At 70.7% G+C, this 25,764-nt stretch carries 22 protein-coding genes; 9 read left to right on the forward strand and 13 right to left on the reverse strand.

All coding sequences use genetic code 11. From position 1 onward, the window contains the following. Nucleotides 1-69 precede the first annotated feature (69 nt). Nucleotides 70-708: an NAD(P)-dependent oxidoreductase gene (locus HAV40_RS24470; protein ID WP_166385099.1), complete on the forward strand. Its 639-nt coding sequence runs from the start codon at nucleotides 70-72 to the stop codon at nucleotides 706-708. A gap of 1 nt (nucleotide 709) precedes the next feature. Here the strand turns inward: HAV40_RS24470 and HAV40_RS24475 are convergent, their stop codons facing one another. The 4 genes from HAV40_RS24475 to HAV40_RS24490 are packed head-to-tail and all read right to left on the reverse strand — an operon-like array spanning nucleotide 710 to nucleotide 4,316. After that, nucleotides 710-1,435 (reverse strand): hypothetical protein, encoded by a 726-nt coding sequence (locus HAV40_RS24475; protein WP_166385101.1) that lies wholly within the window; start codon nucleotides 1,433-1,435, stop codon nucleotides 710-712. After that, on the reverse strand, nucleotides 1,432-2,253 hold the full coding sequence (locus HAV40_RS24480; protein ID WP_166385103.1) for a hypothetical protein: 822 nt from the start codon (nucleotides 2,251-2,253) through the stop codon (nucleotides 1,432-1,434). Before HAV40_RS24480 ends, HAV40_RS24475 begins: the two co-directional genes overlap by 4 nt. 15 nt (nucleotides 2,254-2,268) lie before the next feature. Continuing rightward, complete coding sequence (locus tag HAV40_RS24485) at nucleotides 2,269-3,525, reverse strand: aldehyde dehydrogenase family protein (protein WP_166385105.1); 1,257 nt, start codon at nucleotides 3,523-3,525, stop codon at nucleotides 2,269-2,271. Beyond that, nucleotides 3,522-4,316, reverse strand: coding sequence for a putative hydro-lyase (locus HAV40_RS24490; RefSeq protein WP_166385107.1), 795 nt, complete (start codon nucleotides 4,314-4,316; stop codon nucleotides 3,522-3,524). The genes HAV40_RS24485 and HAV40_RS24490 overlap by 4 nt, the downstream gene beginning before the upstream one ends. A 199-nt stretch (nucleotides 4,317-4,515) precedes the next feature. Here HAV40_RS24490 and HAV40_RS24495 point away from each other — a divergent pair, with 199 nt between their 5' ends. Genes HAV40_RS24495 through HAV40_RS24505 form a run of 3 tightly spaced genes read left to right on the forward strand, consistent with a single transcriptional unit; the run spans nucleotide 4,516 to nucleotide 6,694 of the window. Then, nucleotides 4,516-5,220: a GntR family transcriptional regulator gene (locus tag HAV40_RS24495; protein ID WP_166385109.1), complete on the forward strand. Its 705-nt coding sequence runs from the start codon at nucleotides 4,516-4,518 to the stop codon at nucleotides 5,218-5,220. Then, entirely contained in the window at nucleotides 5,217-5,840 is a 624-nt protein-coding gene (locus tag HAV40_RS24500; RefSeq protein WP_166385111.1) for a 5-oxoprolinase subunit B family protein, read from the forward strand. Before HAV40_RS24495 ends, HAV40_RS24500 begins: the two co-directional genes overlap by 4 nt. After that, nucleotides 5,837-6,694, forward strand: a complete 858-nt coding sequence (locus HAV40_RS24505) for a 5-oxoprolinase subunit C family protein (protein ID WP_166385113.1) — start codon at nucleotides 5,837-5,839, stop codon at nucleotides 6,692-6,694. The genes HAV40_RS24500 and HAV40_RS24505 overlap by 4 nt, the downstream gene beginning before the upstream one ends. Nucleotides 6,695-6,701: 7 nt before the next feature. Here the strand turns inward: HAV40_RS24505 and HAV40_RS24510 are convergent, their stop codons facing one another. From HAV40_RS24510 to HAV40_RS24540, 7 genes are all read right to left on the reverse strand, one after another. After that, complete coding sequence (locus HAV40_RS24510; RefSeq protein WP_166385115.1) at nucleotides 6,702-7,451, reverse strand: DUF427 domain-containing protein; 750 nt, start codon at nucleotides 7,449-7,451, stop codon at nucleotides 6,702-6,704. 43 nt (nucleotides 7,452-7,494) lie between these two features. Next, nucleotides 7,495-8,022 (reverse strand): GNAT family N-acetyltransferase, encoded by a 528-nt coding sequence (locus HAV40_RS24515; RefSeq protein WP_239085727.1) that lies wholly within the window; start codon nucleotides 8,020-8,022, stop codon nucleotides 7,495-7,497. A gap of 261 nt (nucleotides 8,023-8,283) precedes the next feature. Beyond that, nucleotides 8,284-9,453 carry an ROK family transcriptional regulator gene (locus HAV40_RS24520; protein WP_166385119.1) on the reverse strand — a complete coding sequence of 390 codons (1,170 nt, stop codon included), beginning with the start codon at nucleotides 9,451-9,453 and terminating at the stop codon, nucleotides 8,284-8,286. A 172-nt stretch (nucleotides 9,454-9,625) separates the two neighbouring features. Continuing rightward, nucleotides 9,626-11,122, reverse strand: coding sequence for a glycoside hydrolase family 36 protein (locus HAV40_RS24525; RefSeq protein ID WP_166385121.1), 1,497 nt, complete (start codon nucleotides 11,120-11,122; stop codon nucleotides 9,626-9,628). Between the two features lie 82 nt (nucleotides 11,123-11,204). Further along, nucleotides 11,205-12,554: an ABC transporter substrate-binding protein gene (locus HAV40_RS24530; protein WP_166385123.1), complete on the reverse strand. Its 1,350-nt coding sequence runs from the start codon at nucleotides 12,552-12,554 to the stop codon at nucleotides 11,205-11,207. 28 nt (nucleotides 12,555-12,582) lie between these two features. Further along, nucleotides 12,583-13,467, reverse strand: a complete 885-nt coding sequence (locus HAV40_RS24535; protein ID WP_166385125.1) for a carbohydrate ABC transporter permease — start codon at nucleotides 13,465-13,467, stop codon at nucleotides 12,583-12,585. 14 nt (nucleotides 13,468-13,481) lie between these two features. Further along, nucleotides 13,482-14,363, reverse strand: a complete 882-nt coding sequence (locus HAV40_RS24540; RefSeq protein ID WP_166385127.1) for a carbohydrate ABC transporter permease — start codon at nucleotides 14,361-14,363, stop codon at nucleotides 13,482-13,484. A gap of 257 nt (nucleotides 14,364-14,620) precedes the next feature. Here HAV40_RS24540 and HAV40_RS38965 point away from each other — a divergent pair, with 257 nt between their 5' ends. The 5 genes from HAV40_RS38965 (at nucleotide 14,621) to HAV40_RS24565 (ending at nucleotide 24,593) form a co-directional block, all read left to right on the forward strand. After that, the gene (locus HAV40_RS38965) at nucleotides 14,621-17,509 is read left to right on the forward strand and encodes a fibronectin type III domain-containing protein (protein WP_166385129.1); all 2,889 of its coding nucleotides are present in this window, start codon (nucleotides 14,621-14,623) and stop codon (nucleotides 17,507-17,509) included. A 68-nt stretch (nucleotides 17,510-17,577) separates the two neighbouring features. Then, entirely contained in the window at nucleotides 17,578-18,942 is a 1,365-nt protein-coding gene (locus HAV40_RS24550; RefSeq protein ID WP_203670959.1) for a DUF4832 domain-containing protein, read from the forward strand. Between the two features lie 108 nt (nucleotides 18,943-19,050). Further along, a complete protein-coding gene (locus HAV40_RS38970; protein ID WP_166385131.1) occupies nucleotides 19,051-21,723 on the forward strand; it encodes a fibronectin type III domain-containing protein in 2,673 nt (890 codons plus the stop codon). A gap of 74 nt (nucleotides 21,724-21,797) precedes the next feature. Then, complete coding sequence (locus tag HAV40_RS24560; RefSeq protein ID WP_166385133.1) at nucleotides 21,798-24,314, forward strand: DUF4832 domain-containing protein; 2,517 nt, start codon at nucleotides 21,798-21,800, stop codon at nucleotides 24,312-24,314. 105 nt (nucleotides 24,315-24,419) lie between these two features. Next, entirely contained in the window at nucleotides 24,420-24,593 is a 174-nt protein-coding gene (locus HAV40_RS24565; RefSeq protein WP_166385135.1) for a hypothetical protein, read from the forward strand. Nucleotides 24,594-24,614: 21 nt separating this feature from the next. Here HAV40_RS24565 and HAV40_RS24570 read toward each other — a convergent pair whose 3' ends face one another. Continuing rightward, nucleotides 24,615-25,106, reverse strand: coding sequence for a DUF4383 domain-containing protein (locus tag HAV40_RS24570; RefSeq protein WP_166385137.1), 492 nt, complete (start codon nucleotides 25,104-25,106; stop codon nucleotides 24,615-24,617). Between the two features lie 65 nt (nucleotides 25,107-25,171). Then, on the reverse strand, nucleotides 25,172-25,669 hold the full coding sequence (locus HAV40_RS24575; protein ID WP_166385139.1) for a MarR family winged helix-turn-helix transcriptional regulator: 498 nt from the start codon (nucleotides 25,667-25,669) through the stop codon (nucleotides 25,172-25,174). Nucleotides 25,670-25,764 lie beyond the last annotated feature (95 nt).

A 25,764-nucleotide genomic window follows, 5' to 3' on the forward strand; every position in this document is an offset into this window, starting at 1 on the left:
ATTGTACGGCCGAGAAATTGTCGTGTACGGTAACAATCACCAACGTGCCGTATTTGGAGAGGACAACCGATGAAACTCACGGTCTTCGGAGCCACCGGGGGCATCGGCGGGCACATCGTGCGCCAGGCGCTGGACGCCGGGCACCAGGTGACGGCCGTGGTCCGCCGCTCGGCGAGCTTCGAGCCGCGGCATCCCGCGCTTGAAGTCGCGACGGTCACGGGCCTGAGCGACCCCGACGCGCTGCTGCCCGCGGTGACGGGCAGCGACGCGGTGCTGTCGGGCGTCGGCCCGCGCGGCCGCAAGGCGGGCACCATCGCCTCCGACGCGACGCGCGGCATCCTCGCCGCGATGGCCGCGAGCGGGACCCGGCGCTTCGTGGCGGTCAGCGCCGCCCCGGTCGGCCCGCCCGCCGAGGGCGACGACCTGTTCAACCGCCGCATCCTGCTGCCGATCATCAGCGCGGTCCTCGCCGAGGTGTACCGCGATCTGACGGTGATGGAGGGGCTGATCCGCGACAGCCGTGCCGAGTGGACCGTGTTCCGGCCGCCCAAGCTCGTGAACAAGCCGCTGACCGGCCACTACCGGACCGTCCTCGGCGGGAACGTGCCCCGGGGGCACACGATCTCGCGGGCCGACGTCGCGCACGCCATGCTGGCCGCGCTCGGCGACCCGGCCACGATCGGCCGGGCCGTCGGCATCGCCTACTGAGTCACGGCCGCCGCCGGGCCACCCGGGCACCGGCGGCACGCAGCACGAGCAGGAGCCCGGCGCAGACGGCGTACGCCGCCCACGCCAGCGCCAGCGCGGCCGCCCGGGAGGACGTCTGCGCGACCGCGAACGTCGCCACGAACGCGATCATGCCCAGGCAGCTGTACGCGAAGTGCCGGCAGAACTGCGGCAGGTCGGCCCGCGACTCGACGGCGACCAGCACCCCGGCGTACGGGAACGTGACGACGAGCCCGTGCAGCACGCCGCCCAGCGCGATCGTCAGCACGGAACCGCCGAACGCGATGGCCAGCTTGACCGCGGCCGGGCGCAGGTCCGGCCGCGCGGGCGCGTCGTCGCCGGGGCGGCGGGCCAGCACCGCGTTGACGGCGATCCACCCGAGCACCACCGCCACCAGCGTCGGCGCCAGCGGCCACGGCGCGACGGCGGCGATCGACGCGCCGAGCGCGACGTAGGTCGCCACGCCCACCGCGTCGGCGACCAGGATCGGCCAGCCGAACCGGTGGTGGGCGACGGCGACCACCACGAAGAACAGGTTCAGCGCCACCACGCCCAGCAGCTGCGCGCCGTCCACGACGGTCGGTGTCGCCAGCAGCACCAGCGTCATCGGGATCGGCAGGCTGTAGACGACGGCGCGTAGCCGGACCGACCTGATCAGGCTGATCGTCCACACGATGAGGGTGACTACCAGGCACGAGACGAGGGTCATCGCCGCAGCTGGCCCGACGCGTGGACGAGCCTGTCGAACGCCGCGCGCATCCGCGACACGTCGGTCGGGTTCACGGTGTAGATGTTGGCCACGACCGTGCCCGCGGCGTTCAGGCGTGCCTCCCAGGCGTGCCTGCCGTCCCAGACCGTGAAGTTCATCTGCAGCGCCTCGGGGACCTCGGCGCGGGCGAGGACGACGACGTGCACGCCCGCCGCGCGCTGCGCCTCGATCAGCTGCTCCAGCCGGTGGGACATCCCGGCGTGCGTGAAGATCCGGGTGATCCGCACGCCCTGGGCGATGGCGTCCAGGTTGGCCTGCCAGTATTCGCGCCCGTCCGAGGCCTCCCACCAATCCAGGCGGTTGTTGCCGGGCAGGATGTTGGTGACCGCCTCGATGGTGAGCTGCGCCTGCAGCGTCGGCTGGATGAGGTAGGTGTAGTCGGAGCCCTCGCGCTCGAACCGGCCCCGGGTGAGGTCGGCCAGGTTCTCCGCGAGCTGCTCGAACCGCAGCCGTGCCTCGGCGCTGACGTGCGAACCGGGATACAGCTGATCGATCTTGCGGGCGCTGGCGGCGAGCGGGTGGATCGCGTCGCCGAACCACGGGGTGGCCTCGACCGTCTCCCGGAGCTGGAAGCGGCGCTCCGCGCGCACGATCGAGTCCAGGACGAACGCGAGGGTGATGCCGCCCAGCGCCGCCAGCAGCGATTCGACTCCGCTGGCGGCGCCGGTGACGTCCAGGGCGAGGGAGAGCCCGAGGGAGAGCAGGGTGCCGATCAGCGCCACCGGGTCGCGGCGGAGCAGGATGCCGGCGAGGGTCATGAGAACTCCAGGGGGTTAGAGTCTGCCTTCTTCTGCGACGACGTACTGGCGCAGCACCAGGTCACGGAACGTCACCGGCCCGCGGGGGCCGGGGACCTTGTCGATGTTGATGCCGGTCTCGGGGATGCCGAGCAGCTTGAACCCGTCGAGCAGCCGGGTGGTCGCGTTCCAGAACGCGCCCGTGCCGCTGTACGCGGTGAGGAACGCGGCGGCGGCCGCGCCGTCCTCGGTGACGATGCCCGCCGCCAGCCCCGAGGTCTGCTCGTTGGCGAGGTCGGCCGCGTGCAGGGGTCCGTCGGCGGGGGCGATGGTGACGGTGGCCTCGGCGGCCGAGTCCAGCGCCCACTCGTAGCCGAGGGCGTGCTCGTGCGGCGGCAGCGACGCGCGGATCGCGGGCGTGCGCGCGGCCAGCCGCTCCACGAGGCGCGGCACGAGGTCGTCCCAGAGTTCACGGTGGACGAGCAGCAGGTTGAGCCGGTTGCACACGCCCAGGCGATCCAGCCCGGCGTCGACGAGCGCGGTCGCCTTCGCCGGGTCGGCGGCACGGTCCAGGTAGAGGACCGCGCCGCCGTCGGCGTGGGCGAGGGTGCGTACGCCGTTGCGGGCGGCCAGTTCGGCCAGGCTGCGGGTGCTGTCGCCGCTGCCGCGCAGGATCACCAGCGGGATCAGCGCGCCCTGGGTGACCAGCGCCGTGGCGGCCTCGCGGCCGGGCACGCGGATGAGCTGGACGGCTTCGGCGGGGAGCCCGGCCTCGGCGAGCGCGGGTGCGATGACGTGGTCGTGCAGGGCGATGGCCGAGGCGAGCGCGGCGGTGCCGGTACGCAGGACACCGGCGTTGCGTGACTTGATCAGCTGCGAGGCGATGTCGACGACGACGTTGGGCCGCGCCTCGAAGTTCGCGCCGATCACGCCCACCGGCCGGTGGCGCAGCTCGACGACGAGCCCGCCGTCGAGGGTGCGCACCACCTCCCGGTGGGCGGGGGCGTCGATGGCGGCCAGCTGGTTCAACTGGTCCGCCATGGCGGCGAGGCGTCCACTGTCGAGCCGCAGCCGGTCGATCACTCCGGGGCCGTCGCCCCGCGCCTGGGCCGCCGCGACGTCGTCGGCGTTGGCGGCGAGCAGCGGCGCGGCGGCTTCGGCCAGGCGCGTGGCCATGGCGCGCAGGGCGCGGTCGGTCATCTCGGCGGAACTGCCGGCCAGCTGCGGCGCGGCCCGGTGGGCGGCCCGTGCGGCGGTCTCGACGGCCTGCTCGGCGGTGGTGACGGTGCTCATGCGGGATCTCTTTCGTCGGGCGACGCGGTGCGGAACCGCTCGTCGGGTAGGTCGGTGATGAACATGTGGCCGGGGGCGTGCGAGATGGCCAGGTCGGGTGCCGCTGCCAGCAGCGCGGCCTGCGGGGTGACGCCGCAGGCCCAGAAGACCGGTACGTCGCCCGGATGGGCGGTGACCGGCTGGCCGTAGTCGGGCCGGTCGAGGTCGGCGATGCCGATCGCGGCGGGATCGCCGACGTGGACGGGCGCGCCGTGCATCTCGGGATACCGCGCGGTGATCTGCTCGGCGAGGCCGACCAGGTCGGCGGGGATCGGCCGCATGGAGACCACGAGCGGCCCGCGCATGCGCCCGACCGGCATGCAGTCCACGTTGGTGCGGTACATCGGGACGGTGCTGCCCCGCGCGAGGTGGCGCACCGGCACGCCCGCCGCGAGCAGCGCGTTCTCGAACGTGAAGCTGCAGCCCAGCAGGAACGTGACGAGGTCTTCGCGCCACCAGGCGAGCACGTCGGTGACCTCGGCGACGAGCTCGCCGTGCTGCCGGACGAGGTAAGCGGGCAGGTCGGTGCGCAGGTCCGCGTCCGGGGCCAGCAGCGAGGTCCACGCTCCGGGCTCGGTCCGTTCGAGCAGGGGGCAGGCCTGGGCGTTGGCGTGCATGAACCCTTCGACGTCGGCGGCGAGCCCGGCGGGGACGGCGATCAGGTTGGCCTGGGTGAAACCGGGGGCGAAGCCCGAGGTGCTGGCCTTCAGCCCGGTCCGGAAACGCATCCGGGCGGTGCGGGGGTCGTTCATCGCGGGTGTACTCCCTCTTGCTGCGTTCGGAACACGACCTGGGACGTGGTGCCGGTACGGGGGAGCGCGCGGCGAGGCAAGATATACTGCCGACCGCGAGATGTCGATTGTTGAACAATGTGGATTGAGTGTAAGTAGTAGCGCAGCGTGATCGCAAGGATTGTGGCACGTTTTGCTGTCGATTGTTGAACGAGGAGCCATGGGCAACCCTAGAGGCGTACGCCCGCAGCGCGCGGCACTGGCCGACCTGCCGAGCCTGAAACCGCAGCCCACCGCCGCCGAACGCGCCGCCGAGGTGATCCGCGACGGCATCTTCGAGGGCCGTTTCATGCCCGGCACCCCGCTGCCGGAGACCGACCTCGCCGACGCGCTGGGCATCTCCCGCAACACCGTCCGGGAGGCGTTCCGCACCCTGCAGGCCGAACATCTGCTCGACTACGAGGTCAACAAGGGCGTCTCGGTGCGGCGGCTGACCCCCGCCGACGCCGCCGACATCTACCGGATCCGAGAGATCCTCGAACTGTCGTCCCTGGACCTGATCACGTCCACGCCCGCCGAGCTCGACACCGCGCTGCTGACGGCCGCGGTCGCCGAGGGCAGGCACGCCGCCGACAACGGCGACTGGGTCGCCGTCGGCACCGCGAACCTGCGCTTCCACGCGCAGATCGTCGCGCTGCAGGGCAGCCCCCGGCTCGACGAGTTCTTCCAGCGGGTCATGACCGAGATGCGGCTGGGCTTCCTCGCCGTGGCCGACCCCCGGTCGCTGCACGAGCCCTACCTCGACCTCAACGGCCGGATCTGCGCGGCCGTGTGCGCGGGGCAGCTCGCCGAGGCACGCGAGATGCTGCGGCACTATCTGCACACCGCGCGCGGCGAGATCGTCGCGGCGGTCACCCCCGCATGAGGCTGCTGCCGTACGGCCTGGTCAGCTGGCTGGTCGAAGTGGACACCACCGCCGAGGCGACCTCGCTGTACGACTACCTGCACGCCCTGCGGCCGACAGGGGCGGCGGCGCTGATCACGGACCTGATCCCCGGCGCGCGTACCGTGCTGCTCGAACTGGACCGGCCCGGCCTGAGCCGGGTGGAGGTCGCCGCGCTGCTCGACCGGTGGCACCCCGGAACACCGTCGGGCCGGACCGCCGCCGACGTCGTCGAGATCCCGGTCCGCTACGACGGGCCCGACCTGGCCGAGGTGGCGCGGCTGCGTGACGTGTCCGAGGCCGCGATCGTCGAGGCGCACACCGGCTCCGAGTTCCAGGTGGCGTTCTGCGGCTTCGTGCCGGGGTTCGCGTACATCAGCGGCCTGCCCCCGCTGCTGCACCTGCCACGGCTGGAGCACCCGCGCACCGCGGTGCCCGCAGGCAGCGTCGCGCTGGCGGGCGGGTTCACCGGCGTGTACCCGCGGCGCTCGCCCGGCGGCTGGCGCCTGCTCGGCCACACCGACACCCTGTTCTGGAACGCCGACCGGGAGCCGCCCACGCTGCTGGCACCGGGCTCACGAGTGAGGTTCACGGCGGTATGACCGATGTGGTGATCACCCGCCCCGGTCTGCTGACCACGGTGCAGGACCTGGGCCGCCACGGCTGGGCGCGCCTGGCCGTGCCCCGGTCCGGAGCCGCCGACCAGCCCAGCCTCAGGCTGGCCAACCGCCTCGTCGGCAACGACGAGAACCGGGCGGGCCTGGAGGCGACCCTGCTCGGCGTCGACGTCCGCTTCACCGGCGACCGCTGGATCGCCGTGACCGGCGCGCCCAGCCCGGTCTTCGTCGGCGACCGCCCGGCAGCCCAGTACGCGCCGGTGTTCGTCGGCGCGGGGTCGGTGCTCCGCGTCGGCGCTGCCACCAGCGGGGCCCGTGTCTACATCGGCGTCGCGGGCGGCGTCGACGTCGCGCCGGTGCTCGGCAGCCGGTCCACCGACATCATGTCCGGCCTGGGACCGGACCCGCTGCAGGCCGGTAGCGCGCTGCCGCTCGGCCCGCCCCAGCGCGGACCCGCGGCGGTCGACGTCGCGCCCGCGCCCGCCATTCCCGCCCATGCGACGATCCGCCTGCTGCCGGGCCCCCGCGACGACTGGTTCGCGACCAGCCCGTACGGCCTGGCCTACATGGTCACCGGCGAGAGCAACCGGGTCGGCGTGCGCCTGGACGGGCCCGTGCTCCAGCGGACCCGGCTGGACGAGCTGCCCAGTGAGGCGATGACGGCGGGGTCGGTGCAGGTCCCGCCCTCGGGTCAGCCGGTGGTCCTGCTCGCCGACTACCCGACCACCGGGGGATACCCGGTGGCCGGGGTGGTCCATCCCGACGACTTCTGGCTGGTCGCGCAGGCGCGGCCGGGCATGCGGCTGACCTTCGCCCCCGCCCGCCGGCCGCTGCGGTGACCGGTGGTCAGCTGAACTTGGTCCGGGGCTGTTTCTGCAGCACGCCGTCCACGTACAGGTCGACCTTCTCGTTGTAGAACGAGACCAGGCCCTCGATCTTCTGGCTCTCCCGCAGCGGCGTGCGGTACGTCCACGCGAGGTCCTCGTGCACCGTGTCCCCGGCCCGCACCGACCAGTACGCCGCCTGCCCCTTGTACGGGCAGTGGGTGACGGTGTCGGTGGGCGTCAGCAGGTCGGCGCGTACGTCGGTCTTGGGCAGGTACCAGCGCGGCGGCAGTCCGGTCTCGAACAGGATCGTCGGCCGGTGCGACTCGGCCACGGTCACCCCGTCGACCTCCACGCGCACGTGGCGGGAGCTGGACAGGATGTCGAGGCGGGTGTGCGGGTCGCGCGGATGCGTGTAGACCTCCTCGTCCTCCTCGAACCAGGCGTCCATCGCGTCCCACTCGAACCGCACCAGGTCACGCAGCTCCGGCAGGGGCGACTTCTCGTAGCGCAGCGCGGCGTCCTCGGCGCTGCGGTCGCCGACCCGCACCGTGTAGAGCGTTCCCGTGCCCAGGGTCGACGAGTCGGCCGTGTGGCCCGACGGTGCGAGCAGGTCGCTGTGCACGTCGGCGACCGGGAGGTAGTACGCCGGGTAGTAGGGCACCTCCCAGACGAGCACCGGACTGCTCGTGTCGGCCACGACCTGGCCGTTGAAGTACACGCGTACGCGCTTGGCGCCGTGCTCGATCCGGGTGCGCGCGGAAACACTCATACAAGCATCAACCAGGCGATCCGTGCCCGCATTCCGATGATGGTCAGCCGTCGCGCGGCACGCGCTCGGCCGGTGCGGCGTCGCCGCGGACGCGCCCGTGCAGGTGCATGTCGTGCCGCCCGTCGGCGTGGATCGCGTCGCTGCGTTTGGTGCCTTCGAGCAGGAACCCGGCGTTGACCGCGGCCCGGCAGGACGCCTCGTTGCGGGTCGAGTGATCCAGGTGCAGCCGATGGAAACCGGCCTCGCCGAAAGCCCACGCGCTCAGCACGTTCAGCGCCCGCGACGCCACCCCCGCGCCACGGGCGGCAGGGAGCACCCAGTACGCGCACCCGGCGACACCGTCGTCCAGGTTCCACGAGCCCGTGGCCAGCCGTCCCAGCACCTCGCCGCCGCCACGGGTCACCGCCCAGCTCGCGGCGGTCTCCTCCGCCCACGCCTGCCGATACTGCGCGAACCACTCGCGGACCTGGTCGGCGGAGCTGGGCTGGCGGGTGTGCCAGTGCCGGATCGCGGGATCCTGGTATGCGGCGAGGAAGACCGGCGCGTCGTCGTCCTCCCACGGCCTCAGCACCAGATCACCTGGGCCGGAGAGCACCGGTTGAGGGTGGGCGGACAGTGTTCCGGCGGGGATGGCCGCAGGCGTGGAAAGGGTCGCTCTCACGCCTCATTCTCACCCTGCGGTGACCGTCTGTTCCCATCGGTCCGGCTGCGCCGGGGCATGATCACTGTTTGTGGGCAGAACCTCTGGTAGGAACGCGGCTTGTGACCAGAGACAGCGATCTCCATCCGCAACCGGCGCGCGATCCGACCCCACCCGCGCGCCGAACCGGCCCTACTGGCGGCGGGGGGCCACCGGGGCGGACAGGCCCGCGCTGAACAGCCGGACGTCGACCTCGTTGAGGGACAGCTTCAGCGCGCCCAGGGCGACCGAGTCCGCGCCGAGCGTGGAGGCCCGCACGTCGGGCATGCGCAGGCACAGGCGCTGGAGTTCGTTGCGCAGCGGGTCCAGGACGAGGTCGGCCGACCGGGAGAAGCCGCCGCCGAACACGACCACCTGCGGGTCGAGGGTGAGCACCAGCGCGGCCGCGCCGACGGCCAGGTCCTTGACGTAGCGGTTGACCGCGGCGCGCGCGGCCCGGTCGCCTTCGCGGGCGGCGTTGAAGACCCAGGCCGCGGCGTCGTCGGGGCTGACGGTCGCGGGCACGCCGGGGCAGTTCTGCAGGTGCTCGGGGGCGTTGAGCCAGCGTACGTGCTTGAGTGCGCCTATCTCACCGGCCGCTCCGCCGAAGCCGCGCCGCAGCACGCCGTCGATGATCAGGCCCGCGCCGGTGCGCATACCGGCGAGCAGGTAGACGATGTCGTCGGCGTCGCGGGCCGCGCCCTTCCACTGCTCGGCCAGGGCGGCCAGCTTGCAGTCGTTCTCCACCACGATCGGGCAGGAGAAGTGGGTGCCCAGGTGCGCGGCGAGGTTGACGCTCTTCCAGCCGGGCAGCGGGGTGAAGAAGCTGGTGCGTCCGGAGGCGTCGACCGCGCCGGTGACCGCGGCCGTGACGGCCCAGATGTCGCCGGGCGTCTTGCCCGCTCCGGCCACGCAGGCGGTGACGACCTCGTCGAGCACGGCGAGGCGTTCGGCGGGCGCGGCCTCGGCGGTCACGGACTGGCGTACGGTCTGCACGATGTTGCCGTCGAGGTCGGCCAGCAGCGCCAGTATCTTGTGGACGCCCACGTCGACGCCGAGCACGTAGCCCGCACCCGCGCGGAACTGGTAGCGGCGGGCCGGACGGCCGACGGCGCTGCTGGCTCCGGGTTCGAGCACGGTGGCCCACCCGTCGGAGACGAGTCCCTGGGCGATGACGTCGACGGCGGGCCGCGACAGCCCGGTGCGTTGGGACAGTTCGGTGACGGTCGACGGCGGGTGGTCGCGCAGCGCGCGCACGATGCTCAACGAGTTGAGCTCGCGCAGCCGCGGCAGATCCGTGCCGGTGGTAGCTAGTTCTGTCACGTTCTGTCCCTTGTTTGCGTGCGAGACGTGCCGCACAATACGCTTTGATCTTTACAAAATCGCCGAGTGATGGCAAGCCCACAGACGGTGACGTCGCAGACGCCGCCGCCCGGCCGCGCCGCCCCCGAGCGGGGGAGCGCGACCGGGCCTGCCATCGACAGCCGCGACCATGTCAGGAGATGGGATAGGCCTGCGCCGCGGGAGTGACGGTCGGCGTGAAGTCGGCCGTCCGCCCGTCGACGGTGTACTCGTACCGGCCCAGCCGCGCGATGTCGGGCCGTGCCGACAGGTAGCCGACCATGTCGTCCAGCTCCGTGGCCGACAGCCAGCTCGGCGGGTCGGACACGGCCCGGAACCGGCAGATGTCGGCCAGGTCCCGCAGCCACGCCAACTGCTGCTCGGTGAGCAGGTTCAGGCGGCTGCGGAAGTAGACGACGTCGGGATCGACCTCGGCCAGCGGCTGGTGCCACAGCCGGTGCAGGGTGTTGACGACCGCGTTGCGGGCCATCGCGTCGGACGGGTCGTCGCTGGCGTAGTTCTGCCACATGGGTGCCACGTCGGGGCCGCTGCGCAGCCCGTCGAGGATGCCCAGCGACGGCAGCAGGATCGCCCCGCTGCCCAGCAGGTACACGTCGTCGCCGGCGACCTCGCGGATCAGCGCGAGGGCGTCGCGGTAGGACTGCTCGCGCTCGCCGCCGTCGGCCCGTACGCCCGGCGCCGCCCCGGCGTTGATGAAGTCGAGCTTCAGGTACTTGAAGCCCCACTCGTGCACCACCCGCTGGGTCAGCTCGGTCAGGTAGTCGCGCGCGGCGGGCCGGGACAGGTCCAGGGCGTGGTAGCCGGTGCCCCAGTTGTGCCCGGCGATCACGTGCTCGCCCCGGTCGTCGCGCAGCAGCAGCTCCGGGTGCTCGCGGGCGAGTTCGGAGCCGGGCAGGGCGATGAACGGGGCCAGCCACAACCCGGCGGTCATGCCCGCGTCGGTGATCCGGTCGGCCAGCGCCTTCATGCCGGACGGGAACTTGTGGTTGGGCTGCCAGTCGCCGACCAGCCGCTCCCAGCCGTCGTCGACCTGCACCACGTCGAAGGGCAGCCCGCGCAGGTCGTCGACGTCCTTGGCGAGCTGCTGCTCGGTGATGGTCTCGTAGTAGGCGTACCAGGAGCACCAGACGTTGCCGGCGCGGCGGGCGCTGCTGCCCAGCCGCTGCGCCAGGTGCCGGGTGTACGCGGCGAACACCTCGTCCTCGGGCCCGTACGCGGCGAACCAGGGCTGCGCCCCGTGCTCGTACCAGCCGGCCAGGGTGTCGCGGTCGGCCGACAGCCGCGGGGTGCCCAGGCCGAGCGCGCCGAGCAGCAGGATGTTCCCGTCACCGGCGTCGACGGCGGCCACGGCGGAGGAGTGGTGGTGCGACGGGTCGTCCCACACGGTGTCGTCGGCGGTCAGGCGCCGTTGCGGGTTGGCGATGCGCAGCGGTGCTTCGCTCAGCCGCCGCCATCCGCAAGGGCTCCAGGAGTTCTGCCCGTGCCGGTAGAACAGGGCGTCGCCCAGTCCGTGCAGCAGGGCGACGCGTCCTGGCGGCAGAATCAGGCCCCCGTCGGCTGCTTGCGGGCTGCCGGGGCCGTCGTGTTCGAGGGCGAAAGTGTGGCCGGCCAGCTCGATGAGCAGTGCCATGGTTCTCCTTGGCAGGTGAGTCGCAGCGGTGTCCGAATGCGGCGGTGCGGCGGGATCACTCCCGCCGCACCGGTGGGGCGGCTTACTTGAACAGGGCGTTGACCTGGTCGTTGGCCTTCTTCAGCGAGGTGGCCGAGTCGGTCTGGCCGAGGATCGCGGCCTGGATCGCGTCCTGCACGAGCTGGCTGATCTCGTTGCCGTGCTCGGTGATCGGCACGAAGAACGTGCCACCGGGCGCGGCGGCCTCGTCGACGAACACCTTCACGTCACGGCCCTTGCCCGTGTGCGCGGCCAGGGCCTTCTCGCTGGCGGACTTGATGGCCGGGAAGACCACGCCGTTGCCGCCGACGATGTTCTGGCAGTCGGCCGAGCCCAGGAACTTGACCCACTTCCAGGACTCGTCCTTGTGCTTGGTGCCGGCCCAGATCGCGTCGGACAGGCCGTTGATCGCGGTCTTGCGGCCCTGCGGGCCCGTCGGCAGCGGCGCGAACGCGAACTTGAGCTTCGCGCCGTCACCCAGGTAGCTGTTGATCATCCAGGAGCCCGCGAACGTGATCGCGCCCTTGCCCGCGTTGAGCAGGGAGTCACGGCTCAGCGTGGACGCCTTGTCCAGCGCGGGGGCGTAACCCTTGGCGCTCAGCGACTTGAACCAGTCGATGGTCTGGGCCAGCTTCGGGTCGTCGTACTTGTACTGGGTGCCCCACGGGTTCTTGTCCAGGTAGGTGAACCCGTTGCTGGCGGCCAGGTTGCCCCAGCCGTTCTGGCCCTGCGAGCCGTCGGCCCACTCCGGCAGGAAGCCGAAGACCTTGACCTTGGTCTTGTCGAACGCCGGGTCCAGGCCGTTGCGGCCCTTCTCGTCGACCGTCGCCTTGGCGATGGCCTGCTCGAAGGAGCCGCCGTCGGTCGGGTTCCAGGTCAGGTTCGCCAGGCCGGCCGCGTCGATGCCCTGCGCCTTGAGGTGCTCGGTGTTGTAGACCAGGGCCATGGTGTCCCAGTCCTTCGGCAGGCCGAAGCGCTTGCCGTCCTTGGTGAACAGGTCGGCCAGGCCGCCCTGGTACTGCGACAGGTCGACCTTGTCGGCCTCGACGAAGGGCTGGATGTCGAGGATCTGGCCGGAGCTGACGAACTGCGGGTAGTACGACCCCTGGTTGGTCCACACGTCCGGCGCGTCACCCGACGCGATCTGCGTGGTCAGGTTCTGCCAGTACTCGTTCCACGCGGCCTGGCTGATCTTGACGGTGATGTTCGGGTTGGCCTTGGTGAACTCGTCGGCACACTGCTGGTACGACGCCTTCTGGTTGTCGTCCCACAGCCAGTAGTTCAGGGTGACGGGCGCGCCCGCCTGCTCCTCGGTGGCACCACTGCAAGCGGCCAGGCCGGCCACCACGGCCAGGGAAAGCAGCGCTGCTCCGGCCCGTGATCTGCGGTTCATTCGATCCTTCTTTCTGAGGGGGGTGTTTTCACTTGCTACCGGTGAAGTTCAGGGACTGGACCAGCCGCTTGCCCACGAAGACCAGCAGGAGCAGCACGGGCAGGACCGACAGCGTCGAGGCGGCCATCAGGCCGGTCCAGTCGGGTTGGGTGTTGGGGGACTGCTGCAGGAACACCCCGAGGGCGACGGTGACGAGGCGGTTCTCCTCGTCGCGGCCGACCAGCAGCGGCCACAGGTAGTCCTTCCAGGCCCACACGGTGGTGGTGAGCCCGATGGTGATCAGCGGGCCGCGGCTCATCGGCAGCGCGATGCGCCAGAAGATGCCCCACGGCCCGTTGCCGTCGAGGATCGCCGCCTCCTCCACGTCGCGCGGCAGCGACAGGAAGAACTGGCGCAGGAAGAACACCGCGAACGGGGTCATCAGGATCGTCGGGGCGACCATGCCGGCCATGGTGTTCATCCAGCCGAGGTCCTTGACCAGGATGAAGTTGGGCAGCAGCGTGAAGATCGGCGGCACCATCAGCGCCGCGATCACGATGGCGAACACCAGGTCGCGGCCGGGAAAGCGCAGCCGGGCGAACGCGTACCCGGCCATCGCGCAGAACAGGGTCTGCACCCCGGCGATCAGGCCGCAGTACACGATCGAGTTCCACAGGTACCCGGCGAAGTTCAGGTGCGCGCCGGACCCGCCCGCCGCGCGGGCCTCGGCCTCGCTGGTCAGGCCGAGCACCCGGAGGAAGTTGATCATTGTCGGGTGCTCGGGCAGCAGGCTGGCGTTGTCGGTGTAGATGTCGGCGGCCGGGGTGAGCGCGGTGCGGATCATCCACCAGAACGGGAAGACCGTCACCACGATGACCACGGTCATCGCCACCCAGGCCAGCGCGCGTCCGGGGTTGAAGGTTCTGCGGGTCATGTCTGTCGTCCCCTTCACGCCAGGTCCGAGCGCGAGGCGCGCAGCAGGCGCATCTGTATCGCGGTGAGCACGCCGAGGATCAGAGCCAGGAAGACCGCCGCCGCGGCGGCGTAGCCCAGGTGGAAGTACTTGAAGGCCTGCAGGTAGATGAAGTAGTAGATGACCTGGGTGGCCGAGACCGGGCCGCCCTTGGTGGTCACCGCGATGGTGTCGAAGATCTGGAACGAGCCGATCAGGGACACGACCAGCACCAGCGCCAGCACCGGCCGCAGCAGGGGCAGGGTGATGCCGCGGAACATCCGCCACTCCCCGGCGCCGTCGATCGACGCGCCCTCGTAGAGGTACTGCGGGATCTGCAGCATCCCGGCGTAGAGCAGCAGCGCCGTGTAGCCGGTGTACGCCCAGGTGTTGATGCCCGCCACGGTCGGCATCGCCCAGGTCTCGTCGGTGAAGAAGCCGACCGGGCCCAGGCCGACGGCGTGCAGCAGCTGGTTGACGAAACCGAGGTTGGTGTCCAGCAGCCACATCCACAGCAGGCCGATGGTGACGTTGGGGACCAGCCACGGCAGCAGCAGCGTCGCCCGCAGCATCACCGAGCGGGTCAGCCGGTGCATCAGCGTCGCGATGCCCAGCGCCAGCAGCGTCTGGGAGCCGATGTTGAGCACCACGTACCAGGCCGTGACCTTCATGGAGTTCCAGAAGGCCTCGTCGGCCAGCAGCTTGGCGTAGTTCTCCGCGCCGACGTACGTCGCCGTGTTGAGCATGTTGTAGTCGGTGACCGAGTACCACACGCCCCGGGCGGCCGGGTAGCCGTAGAAGACGGCGAATCCGACCAGCACCGGCAGCAGGAACAGCCATGCCGCCCGCCGGTCGTCTCGCGGTTTTGTCGTGATCATCCACGTCCTCGGATCCGTCTATCGGTCGGCTCTTGCCAGCCGCCCCGCTCTCGAATAATGATGTAGACCTTCGAAATTTTGTCAACACCTCTTCGTATTACTTCGGTAACGACGAGGAGGCCGACCCGCTGTGAACCGCAGTGCCAACGCTCCGACCAGGGTCTATGCGTACCTGACGGAACGGCGCTGCGGTATGCCCGCACAGCACGCGCACCTGAACCACCCGGAGAACCGCCCCACTCCCGATGGAGAGCTGCATGAAAACCCGTTCACGCGGCAGGATCGTCCTGGCCGCACTAGCCGCAGCGACCGTGGCCGCCGCGCTGACCCTCGTCAGCCCGGCCGCCGCGCTCGCCGCCCCCGCCGGGCCGCCGCCCCGCCCCGCCGCGCCCGCGAGTCCCGACGCGACGCTGCAGGTCCACCCGCTGTCGGCCGCCGCAGGGCCGGTCGACAACCCGCTCAAGGGCTGGGCCAGGTTCTACTCGCCCGGCGGTGACCAGAACAACGGCTTCCCGCACTCGCTGACCTGGGGCTACTTCGGCCTCTCCGAGATCATGAACAACGCCTCGAACTGCGGCAGCTACAACTGGTCGATCATCGACAGCATGCTGGCCGAGACCGCCGGCTACGGCAACCAGGCCGCCATCCGGATCTACATGACCTACCCCGGCGGCACCGGCAGCCACCCGGCCAACGCCATCCCGCCGTGCTTCAACGGCAACGTCGCCACCCGCGCCGACGCCACCTGGAACGTCTCGCACCCCGACTACGACAGCCCGTTCCTGATCAACGCGCTGAAGAACTTCATCGCCGCGTTCGGGGCCCGCTACGACGGCAACCCCCGCCTCGGCTTCATCCACCTGGGCCTGGTCGGCCTGTGGGGGGAGTGGCACACCTGGCCGTACGACACCGACACCGGTGACGGGCTGCCCAACTACATGCCGACCGACGCCAACGGGGCGCAGCTCGTCGCCGCCTTCGACAACGCGTTCAACACCACCAAGGTCGAGATCCGGTACGCCGACGCCGCCGGTGGTGCTGCCAACAGCCGCGACATCGGCTACCACGACGACTCGTTCTGCTTCCGGGAGGGCTCACCCCTGCAGGGCGTGACCCTGCCGACGTCGCTGGGCGGTGCGTCCTACGCCCACCTGCAGCGCAACATCGCCACCGGCACCGAGAACAAGTGGATCAACAGCTCGATCGGCGGCGAGCTGCGCCCCGAGATCCAGACCTACGCGTTCCAGTCCTGGCCGAACGGTTCCGGCAGCGTCGACAACCTCAAGGCGTGTATCGAGCTCGCGCACGCCACCTGGATGATCAACGAGGGCAGCGCCGCGTACTCGCCCGGCGACGCGAACGTCTCGGCCGCGGTGCGGCTGATGGGCTACAACCTCACCGTCGGCAACGCCTACTTCAAGGACACCGCCTCCGGTACGACGAACGTGGGCGTGCAGATCAGCAACACCGGCGTCGCCCCGTTCTACTACCCCTGGACCATGACCCTCGGGCTCAAGAACAGCTCGGGTGCCGTGGTGCAGACCTGGGACACCCCCTGGGACCTGCGTACCGTCCAGCCGCTCTCCATCCGGGCGTTCCCCGACTGGAACGTCGGCGCCGACCCCACCTACCGCAACTTCGGCTACCCGCAGTACTTCCAGACCAGCGTCAACCTCTCCGCGGTCCCGCAGGGCAGCTACCAGTGGGTGCTGCGGGTCAAGAACCCGCTGGAGACCGTCGACGCCGACGCCAAGAAGCTCCGGTTCGCCAACGCCACCCAGAACGCCGACGGCTGGCTCGGCATGGGCGCGGTCACCGTCGGCACCGGCGGCGGCAGCGACACCACGGCACCGTCGGTGCCCGGCGGTCTGACCTCCACGGGGCAGACGTCGTCGTCGGTGTCGCTGTCCTGGTCGGCTTCGACGGACAACGTCGGGGTGACCGGCTACGAGGTGTTCCGTGGTGGAACGCTGGTCGGCAGCCCGACCGGGACGTCGTACACCGACAGCGGTCTGGCCGCGTCGACGAGCTACAGCTACACGGTCAAGGCCCGTGACGCCGCCGGTAACCGGTCGGCGGCCAGTAGCACGGTCACCGTCTCCACCTCGGCGGGCGGCGGCGGTGCGGTGGCCTACGAGGCTGAGGCGTCGGGTAACACGCTGACCGGCGGCGCTGTCGTGGCGTCCTGCGGCACGTGCTCGGGCGGGTCGAAGGTCGGCTACCTCGGCAACGGGGGCTCGATGGCCTTCACCAACGTCGCCGGGGGCACCGGCGGCTCGCGCACCGTGACGATCTACTACCTGTCGGCCGAGGCGCGCACCGCCGTGGTCAACGGGCAGTCCGTCAACCTGCCGTCGACCGGCAGCTGGACCACGGTCGGCTCCAGCACTGTCACCCTCAACCTCGCCGCCGGCAGCAACAGCATCACCATCGCCAACCCCGGCGGCTGGGCTCCCGACATCGACCGGATCACCGTGTCCGGGACCGGCGGCGGTGGTGGCGACACCACGGCGCCGAGCATCCCCGGCGGCCTGGCCTCGCCGAGCAAGACGGCCAGTGCGATCACGCTGTCGTGGAGCGGCTCCACCGACAACGTCGGGGTGACCGGCTACCAGATCCTGCGCGGCGGCAGCCCGGTCGGCACGTCGGCGACCACCGGCTTCACCGACACCGGGCTGACGGCGTCGACCGCGTACACGTACACGGTCAAGGCCTATGACGCCGCCGGGAATTACTCGGCCGTCTCCGGATCGCTGACCGTGACGACCAACGCGGGCGGCACCACGCCCGTCAGCTACGAGGCGGAGTCCTCCGGCAACACCCGGACCGGCACGGCGGTGGTCGTCTCCTGCGCGACCTGCTCCGGCGGGTCGAAGGTCGGCTCCGTCGGCAACGGCGCGACCCTGTCGTTCAACAACGTCGCCGGCGGCTCGGGCGGCAACCGGACGATCACTTTCCACTACCTGTCGACCGTGGCGCGCACCGCGTCGGTCAACGGGCAGGCGGTGACCTTCCCGGCGCTCGCCAACGGGAGCACCGTCGGCACGGCCTCCGTCACGGTGAACCTGGGCGCGGGCAACAACACGGTCACCATCTCGAACTCCGCCAACTGGACCGCGGACATCGACCGCATCACGGTCAGCTGACCCCTTCCGTCCCGCACCGGCCGGGCAACGGCGCCCGGCCGGCCACCCTCGACCGAGGAAAAGCCACCATGAGAAGAACAGTCCGCCTCACCGTCGCCGTGCTGGCGGCGCTCACCCTCGCGGCGGGCACGCCCGCCGTGGCCCGGCCCGCGCCCACCGCGCCGCAGTGGACGCCGCTGACGTACACCTCCGCGCCCGCCGACAACCCGCTCAAGGGCTTCATGCCGTACGCGGGCAGCTACCAGACCTTCCCGTACAGCATGGAATGGTTCTACCTGCCGGTCCGCGACGTGATGACCGGCCCGCAGCAGTTCCGCTGGGACGCCGTGGAACGCCAGCTCAACGCCATCGCCGCGCGTGGACACCAGGCCGTGTTCCGGTTCTACCTCGACTACCCCGGCAAGCCGACCGGCATCCCGCAGTACCTGCTCGACCAGGGCCTGGCCACGCACGCCTACGACGACTTCGGCAACAACGGCGTCAGCGTCGCCCCCGACTACAGCGACCCGCGCCTGGTCAGCGCCGTGCAGAACTTCATCACCGCGCTCGGGCGCAGGTACGACGGCGACCCGCGCATCGGCTTCCTGACCCTGGGCCTGATCGGCTTCTGGGGCGAGTGGCACACCTGGCCGTACGACGGCTGGACCAAGCCCGAGAACTGGATGCCCTCCACCGACGTCCTCGCCGGGATCCTGAACACCTTCGACACCGCGTTCGACAGGACCCGGCTGCTGGCCCGCTACCCGAGCCCGCAGAACAAGGAGCTGGGCATCGGCTACCACGACGACTCGTTCGCCTTCGAGACGCTGCCCGTGCAGTCGTGGCACTTCGTGCAGCGGCTCATCGACGAGGGCGTCACCGACAAGTGGCAGCGCGAGCCGATCGGCGGCGAGCTGCGCCCCGAGGTCCAGGCCTGCCTGTTCGAGCAGCCGGTCAGCTGCGGCCAGTACGAGGACTTCACCTCCTCGGTCGACCAGACGCACATCAGCTGGATGATCAACCACGCGGCGTTCGCGCCGGACGGCTACACCGGCGACGAGTACTTCCGCGCCCTGGCCGCGGCCAAGTCGCTGGGCTACGAGTTGACCGTCACCGAGGCCGCGCTGTCGCGCGACCGGGTGTCGGTGCGCGTCGCCAACCGGGGCACCGCGCCCTTCTACTACGACTGGCGGGCTGAGCTGGCCGCCGTCGACAGCCAGGGCCGCACCGTCAAGCGCTGGAAGACCGACTGGACCGTGACCGGCATCCAGCCCGGCCAGGACCCCACCGAGCTGACCGCCCGCATCGACACCCGCGGCCTGCGCCCCGGCAGCTACGACATCGTGCTGCGCGTGGCCAACCCGCTGCCCAACGGCATCCCGTTGCGGTTCGCCAACACCAGCCAGGACACCCACACCGGCTGGCTGCACCTCGGCGCCGTCACCACCCGCTGACGGCACCCCGCACCACCGCACCAGGGTGCCGTCGGCAGCCCGCCGACGGCACCCCGCACCGAACCCTTTCCTGTTCCTGAACTTCGTCCCCGAAGGGAACAACGGTTCATGCCAACTCTGCGCACAGTGCTCGCCACCACGGCGGCAGCGCTGACCCTCGCGCTGGTCGCCACCAGCGCGGCCGCCGCACCGGCGGGCCCACCGCCGCGCCCGGCGGCCGGGCCCGGCCCCGACACGAGCCTGGCCACCCACTCCTACACCTACGCCGACGCCGCACTCGGCCAGCCGCTGAAGGGGTTCGCCCCCTACCTCTTCCCCGGTGACAACCTGTCCACCAAGTACCCCGGCGGCCTGGTCTGGAGCTACTTCGCCCTCAACGAGGTGATGAAGGACCCCGCCAACTGCGCGAACATCGACTGGAGCGTGTTCGACAAGGCGCTCGACGAGGCGGCCGTCTGGAGCCGCCAGACCGCGTTCCGCTTCTACCTGGAGTATCCCGGCGGCAGCGGCACGCACCCCGGCAACGGCATCCCGCCGTGCCTGAACGGCAAGATGGCGCTGCGCAACAACGGGTTCTGGGGCACCATCAGCCCCGACTACGACGACCCGGACGTCATCAACGCGCTGGTCACCTTCATCAACGCGTTCGCGGCCCGCTACGACAAGGCGGGGCCGGGCGGCACCGCCGACCCGCGTATCGGGTTCATGTCGCTGGGCCTGGTCGGCCTGTGGGGCGAGTGGCACACCTGGCCGTACGACCGTGACCTGGCCGACGGCTACCCGGACCTGATGCCGACCGACGCCACGATCCGCACCATCATCGGGGCGTACGACACGGCGTTCGACAACATCCAGCTGGAGGTCCGCTACCCCCTCGCGGGCACGGAGACCGCGAACATCGGTTTCCACGACGACTCCTGGCCGTACAAGGAGTTCCGCAACGGCGGGCAGCTCAAGAGCATGACCCTGCCGATGTCGATGAACGGCTGGGAGGACGCGTTCCTGCAGCTCCAGCTCAACACCGGCACCGAGAACCGGTGGGTGACCCAGTCCATCGGCGGCGAGGCCCGGCCCGAGATCCAGGGCACCCTCTACGCGAACTGGCCGGGCGGGTCCGGGCAGGTCGACGACGTGCTCGCGGCGACCGAGCTCACCCACATCACCTGGATGATCAACCAGACCGGCGCGGGCGGTTACAGCACCAGCGACCCGAAGGTCTCCGCCGGGGTCCGCAAGATGGGCTACAACCTGCACATCCCGCAGGCCAACTTCAACGCGACCGCCGCGGGCAGCTTCAAGGTCGGCGTCACGATGCAGAACGACGGCGTCGCCCCGTTCTACTACCCGTGGACGGTGCAGCTCGGCCTGCGCAACAGCGCCGGCTCGGTGGTGAAGACCTGGGACACCAGCTGGGACCTGCGTACCGTGCAGCCGCTGAAGATCCGCGCGTTCCCGGACTGGAACGTGGGCGCCGACCCGAAGTACCTCGACTTCGGCCGCCCGGTGAACTTCTCCACGACCGTCAGCACGGCGGGCGTTCCCGCCGGTGCGTACAGCCTGGTCCTGAAGGTGCGCAACCCCCTGGAAGCGGTCACTGCCGACGTGCTGCGCGCCCGCCCGGCGGCCAGCCGGCTCACCGACTGGATCATCGACCAGTGGCGGCCGCGCCTGCCGCTGTCGTTCGCCAACAGCAACCAGGGCGCGGACGGCTGGGTCAACCTGGGCAACGTGTCGACGTCGGGCACCTGCACGGGTGACTGCACCGCCCCGTCGACCCCGTCCGGCCTGGCCGTGTCCGGGGTGACCAACACGGGCGTGTCGCTGTCGTGGTCGGCGTCCACCGACAACGTCGGTGTGACCGGCTACCAGGTGTTGCGCGACGGGGTGCTCGCCGGTTCGCCGGCGGGGACCACGTTCACGGACTCCGGACGGTCGCCGGGGCAGACGTACCAGTACACGGTCCGAGCGGTCGACGCCGCCGGAAACGTGTCCAATTCGTCCGCATCGGTGTCCGCGACGACCACGGGCTGCGCGGGTGACTGCACTGCCCCGAGTTCACCTACCTTGTCCTCGCCGTCGAAGTCCGACACGAGCGTGTCGCTGTCCTGGACGGCGTCCACGGACAACGTGGGCGTGACCGGCTACGAGGTGTTCCGTGGCTCGACGCTGGTCGGCAGCCCGACGGGCACGTCGTACACCGACACCGGCCTGACCGCGTCGACGGCGTACAGCTACACCGTCAAGGCCCGGGACGCGGCCGGGAACCGGTCGGCGGCCAGCAACACCGTCGCCGTCACCACCAGCAGCGCACCGCAGCCGCCCACCGGCCTGGTCCTCGACAACTACGACGGCACCCCCGCATACCCGTCGGCGAACCAGAACGACCTCGGCAAGTGGACCGGCGGCAACTGCTTCCTCGACGGCGGCGGCAACGGCGCGGTCACCGGCGGCGCGCTGAGCCTGCGCTACAACAACTGCGGCTGGTTCGGCTCCGACGTCGGCGTCGACCTCAGCCCGTACACCTACCTCGTCGTGCGGATCAAGGGCGCGGCCGGTGGCGAGCAGGCCCACTTCAACCTCGGGCTGGGCGGGTCGACGAAGGTCTTCGGCGACTTCACCCTCGACGGGGGAGCGCATCCGGTGATCACGACGGCGTACCAGGACATCAAGATCCCGATGGTCGCCAACGGCATCAACCGCAACAGCCCGTCCCAGCTCGCCATGGGCTTCTGGTACGGCGGCAACTCCACGGTCTCGATCGACCACATCTCGTTCCAGTAACACAAGCCGGCCGCCTGGCAGGGCTCCCGACCCGGCCAGGCGGCCTACCCTCCCGACGCACAGGAAGGCCATCCATGCCCACCCGCAGTCTGCGGATGTTCACCGCGACAACGTTACTGGCCGCGCTCGCGGTCGTGACGGTCGGTGCCGCGCCCGCCCAGGCCGCCACCGTCACCTACCAGGCGGATCTGTCCACCGCGTTCGCCAACCCGGAACGCGGCTACCACAACCGCTACGAGATCATCAACGACCCGGCGGTCAACGACTACGTCAACGCCGCCACCATCCCCGGCTTCAACCCCGACCTGCTCGACCGCACCTTCGCCCGCGCGAAGGCCAACGGCAACACCCTGGTGCACAGCTACGTTCACCTCGACAAGTACAAGACCCAGGCCCTGCCGCAGGCGCTGCTGGACAACCTGACCTCCGGCCTGGCCGCGGTCCGCACCGCGGGCATGAAGATCGTGCTCCGCCCGGCGTACACCTGGGACGGCTACGCCAGCGTCGCCGAATCCCAGATCCTCGCCCACATCGCCCAGCTCAACGCCGTGATCACCGCGAACGCCGACGTGGTGCTGCACCTGGAGACCGGCTACCTGGGGGCGTGGGGGGAGTGGCACACCGGCACCCTGACCAACCCGTCCTCGGCCGAGGAGGCCCCCGCCCGGTACCGCATCGTCAAGAAGATCGCCGACACCACCCCGGCGAGCATCCCGCTGGCGATGCGCTACCCGATCTACATCAAGGAGATGATCGACCCGACCTCCTGCGTGGTGCCCGAGGGCTGCACGCTGACCCAGGCGCAGAAGGACCGGATCAGCTTCCACAACGACTGCTTCCTGGCCGACCTCAACGACATGGGGACCTACGACAACCCGTCGTGGATGGGCTGGTTCTACATCGAGCAGAAGAAGCAGTGGATGTACGACCTGGCCACCTCGACCGGGTTCAACAAGATGGTCGGCGGTGAGACCTGCGGCGCGGACGGCTACAACGACGCCGCCTGCGTCAACGCGCAGACCGAGATGAACAAGCTCAACTTCACCGAGATCAACGAGGACTACGCGGCGGTCAACACCGACAAGTGGAAGGCCGCCAACCTCGCCGCGAGCGGCAACGACCCGGCCGAGACCTGCTTCACCCGCATCAAACGCAAGATGGGGTATCGGCTGAGGCTGCTCGACGCCACCTTCCCCACCACGGTGGCCCCCGGCGGCAGCCTCGCCCTCACCGCGCACCTGTCCAACGACGGCTGGTCCGGCCTCGTCAAAGGCCGCACCGCGTACCTGGTGCTCGACAACGGCACCAACCGCTACAACCTGCCCCTGAGCAGCGTCGACCCGCGCACCTGGCTGGCCGGCGCGAGCACCGTCACCGGCAGCGTCACCGTGCCCGGCGGCGCGGCGGCGGGCAGCTACAAGCTGGCCCTGTGGCTGCCGGACCCGGCCTCGGCGCTGCAGGCCCGCCCGGAGTACGCGATCCGGCTGGCGAACACCGGCATCTGGGACGCGGCCAAGGGCTACAACGTGCTCGCCTCCTCGGTGACCGTCGGCTCCTGCACCGGCGACTGCACGGCCCCGTCGACCCCGTCGGGCCTGACCGTGTCCGGGGTGACGAACACGAGCGTGTCGTTGTCCTGGACCGCGTCCACCGACAACGTCGGGGTCGCCGGCTACCAGGTGTTCCGTGGCGGTACGCAGGTCGGCACCCCGACCGGCACCACGTTCACCGACCCCGGCCGCTCACCGGGGCAGACCTACCAGTACGCGGTCCGCGCGGTCGACGCCGCGGGCAACGCCTCCGGCTCCTCGGCGACGGTGTCGGCGACCACGACCGGCTGCTCGGGCGACTGCACCCTGCCCAGCACCCCGACCCTGTCCTCGCCGTCGAAGTCCGACACGAGCGTGTCGCTGTCCTGGACGGCGTCGACGGACAACGTGGGCGTCACCGGATACGAGGTGTTCCGCGGGTCGACGCTGGTCGGCAGCCCGACGGGCACGTCGTACATCGACACCGGCCTGACCGCGTCGACGGCGTACAGCTACACCGTAAAGGCCCGGGACACGGCCGGAAACCGGTCGGCGGCCAGCAACACCGTCACGGTCACCACCGACGCGACCCCGCCGCCGCCGACCGGGCTGGTGCTCGACAACTTCGACGGCACCCCCGCGTACCCTTCCGCGACGCAGAACGACCTCGGCAAGTGGACCGGGGCGAACTGCTTCCTCGACGGCGGCGGCTCCGGCGTCGTCACCGGCGGGGCGCTGAGCCTGCGCTACAACGCCTGCGGCTGGTTCGGCTCCGACGTCGGCGTGGACCTTAGCACCCGCACCTACCTCGTCGTACGCGTCAAGGGCGCGGCCGGAGGCGAGCAGAACCACTTCAACCTGGGCCTGGGCGGGTCGACGAAGCTGTTCGCCGACTTCACCCTCGACGGCGGCGCGCACCCGGTGATCACGACGTCCTACCAGGACATCAAGATCCCGATGGTCGCCAACGGCATCAACCGCAACAGTCCGTCCCAGCTCGCCATGGGCTTCTGGTACGGCGGCAACTCCACGGTCGTCATCGACCACATCTCGTTCCAGTAACCGACACCACCGGCCAGGCCTCCATCCACGTGGAGCCTGGCCGGTGGGCCGGGGACGTGGCACGATCGGGCCTCATGACGGGGCGTACGCACAGCCCGGATCGGCGTGGCCGTGGTGCTGCTGGCGGGGCAGGCCCTCGGCCCGCTGGCGGTCGACGCCTTGTCGTCCGAGCGCTTCGGCCGCGCCGCACTCACCTTCGCAGTGCTGGCGGTGGCGCTGGCGTTCCTGTCCGGCGGGTTCCGGGGCACAGGTCTCTGGCTACGGACCTCGCCCCGGTGAACGCCCGACGGAGACGCCTGACTATTCGGCGTTCGGTTCGACGGCGAACTTGTCACCGGGACGGGTGCTGTGGCGCAGCACCTCCTCGACGACGGCTTCGCGGGGCGGCCCGGTCTTGCCGTAAAGCCCGGCGGTCAGCAGGACAGAGCCCACGAGGAACGCGACGACGCAGGTGGACAGGTCGAGGCTGAGCTTGTTCGCCGATGTGGACAGCAGCGCGAGCGCCGCCAGTCCGCCGAGGATCAGCACTCCGCCGACGCCGAGGTGGACGATCATCGCGGCGTCACGGCCGATGATCGTCGCGGCGAGCGCGACCGCGCCGAGCACGGCGCACAGCCACGCCAGGGCGGGATTGACGCGCAGGCCGAGCATCCGGGTGTCGCTGTCGTCGAAGAAGCCCAGCCCGGCCGTGGCGATCACGCCGAGCAGGCCGAACGCCAGCAGGTACAGGCTGGACAAACCGGCCAGCAGTCGCCACAGGGGCCGCTTGCGATGATTGATGGGCAGATGCATGGCATACAGGTGCCCACCGGACTCTTGGCGAAACCGGACGGAGCCTCGCGCGATCCCGGCCCGCGTCAGCGGCAGTTGGGCGCGGGTCCGCAGCCGGTGCCGACGATCTCCGCCAGCGCCGCGCGGAACTGCTCACGGGATGCCGGTGCGAGGGGCGCAACCAGCTCCTGGAGCTCCGCGCCGACCTCGGCATGGAACGCGGAGGCGGCGTCCCGTCCGGCGTCGGTGAGGCTCACCTGCAGGGACCGCCGGTCGCCTGGCACGGCTGACCGGCGTGCCATGCCGCGCCGCTCGGCCCGGTCCATCAGGCCGGTCATCGCCGCTTTCTCCACCCCCAGGCGCTGGGCCAGCTCGGCCATGCCCCGGGGGCCGGCGAGCAGGGTGCACAGGAGTTTCGCCTGCACCGGGGTGAGGTCGTGGCGCTCGGAGATACGCGCGTAGACGGCCTGGACCCTGGCGGTGAGCTGGATGAGCCCGGCGGCCAGGTCGAGCGTGCCGGGTGCGGCGAGATGAGGGCCGATGGCCGCGCGGGTGCCGGTCGCCACCGGTGCCGTCTCACTCACGGCTCTACGGTACACGGTGGCGATAGTACGTGGCACGTACAGTATGCTACGTTGACTTTATCGGGCCGGTCGAGGTCTGCATGCGCACCGTTTCA

The organism is Catellatospora methionotrophica, assembly GCF_011297335.1.
Taxonomy (GTDB): domain Bacteria; phylum Actinomycetota; class Actinomycetes; order Mycobacteriales; family Micromonosporaceae; genus Catellatospora; species Catellatospora methionotrophica.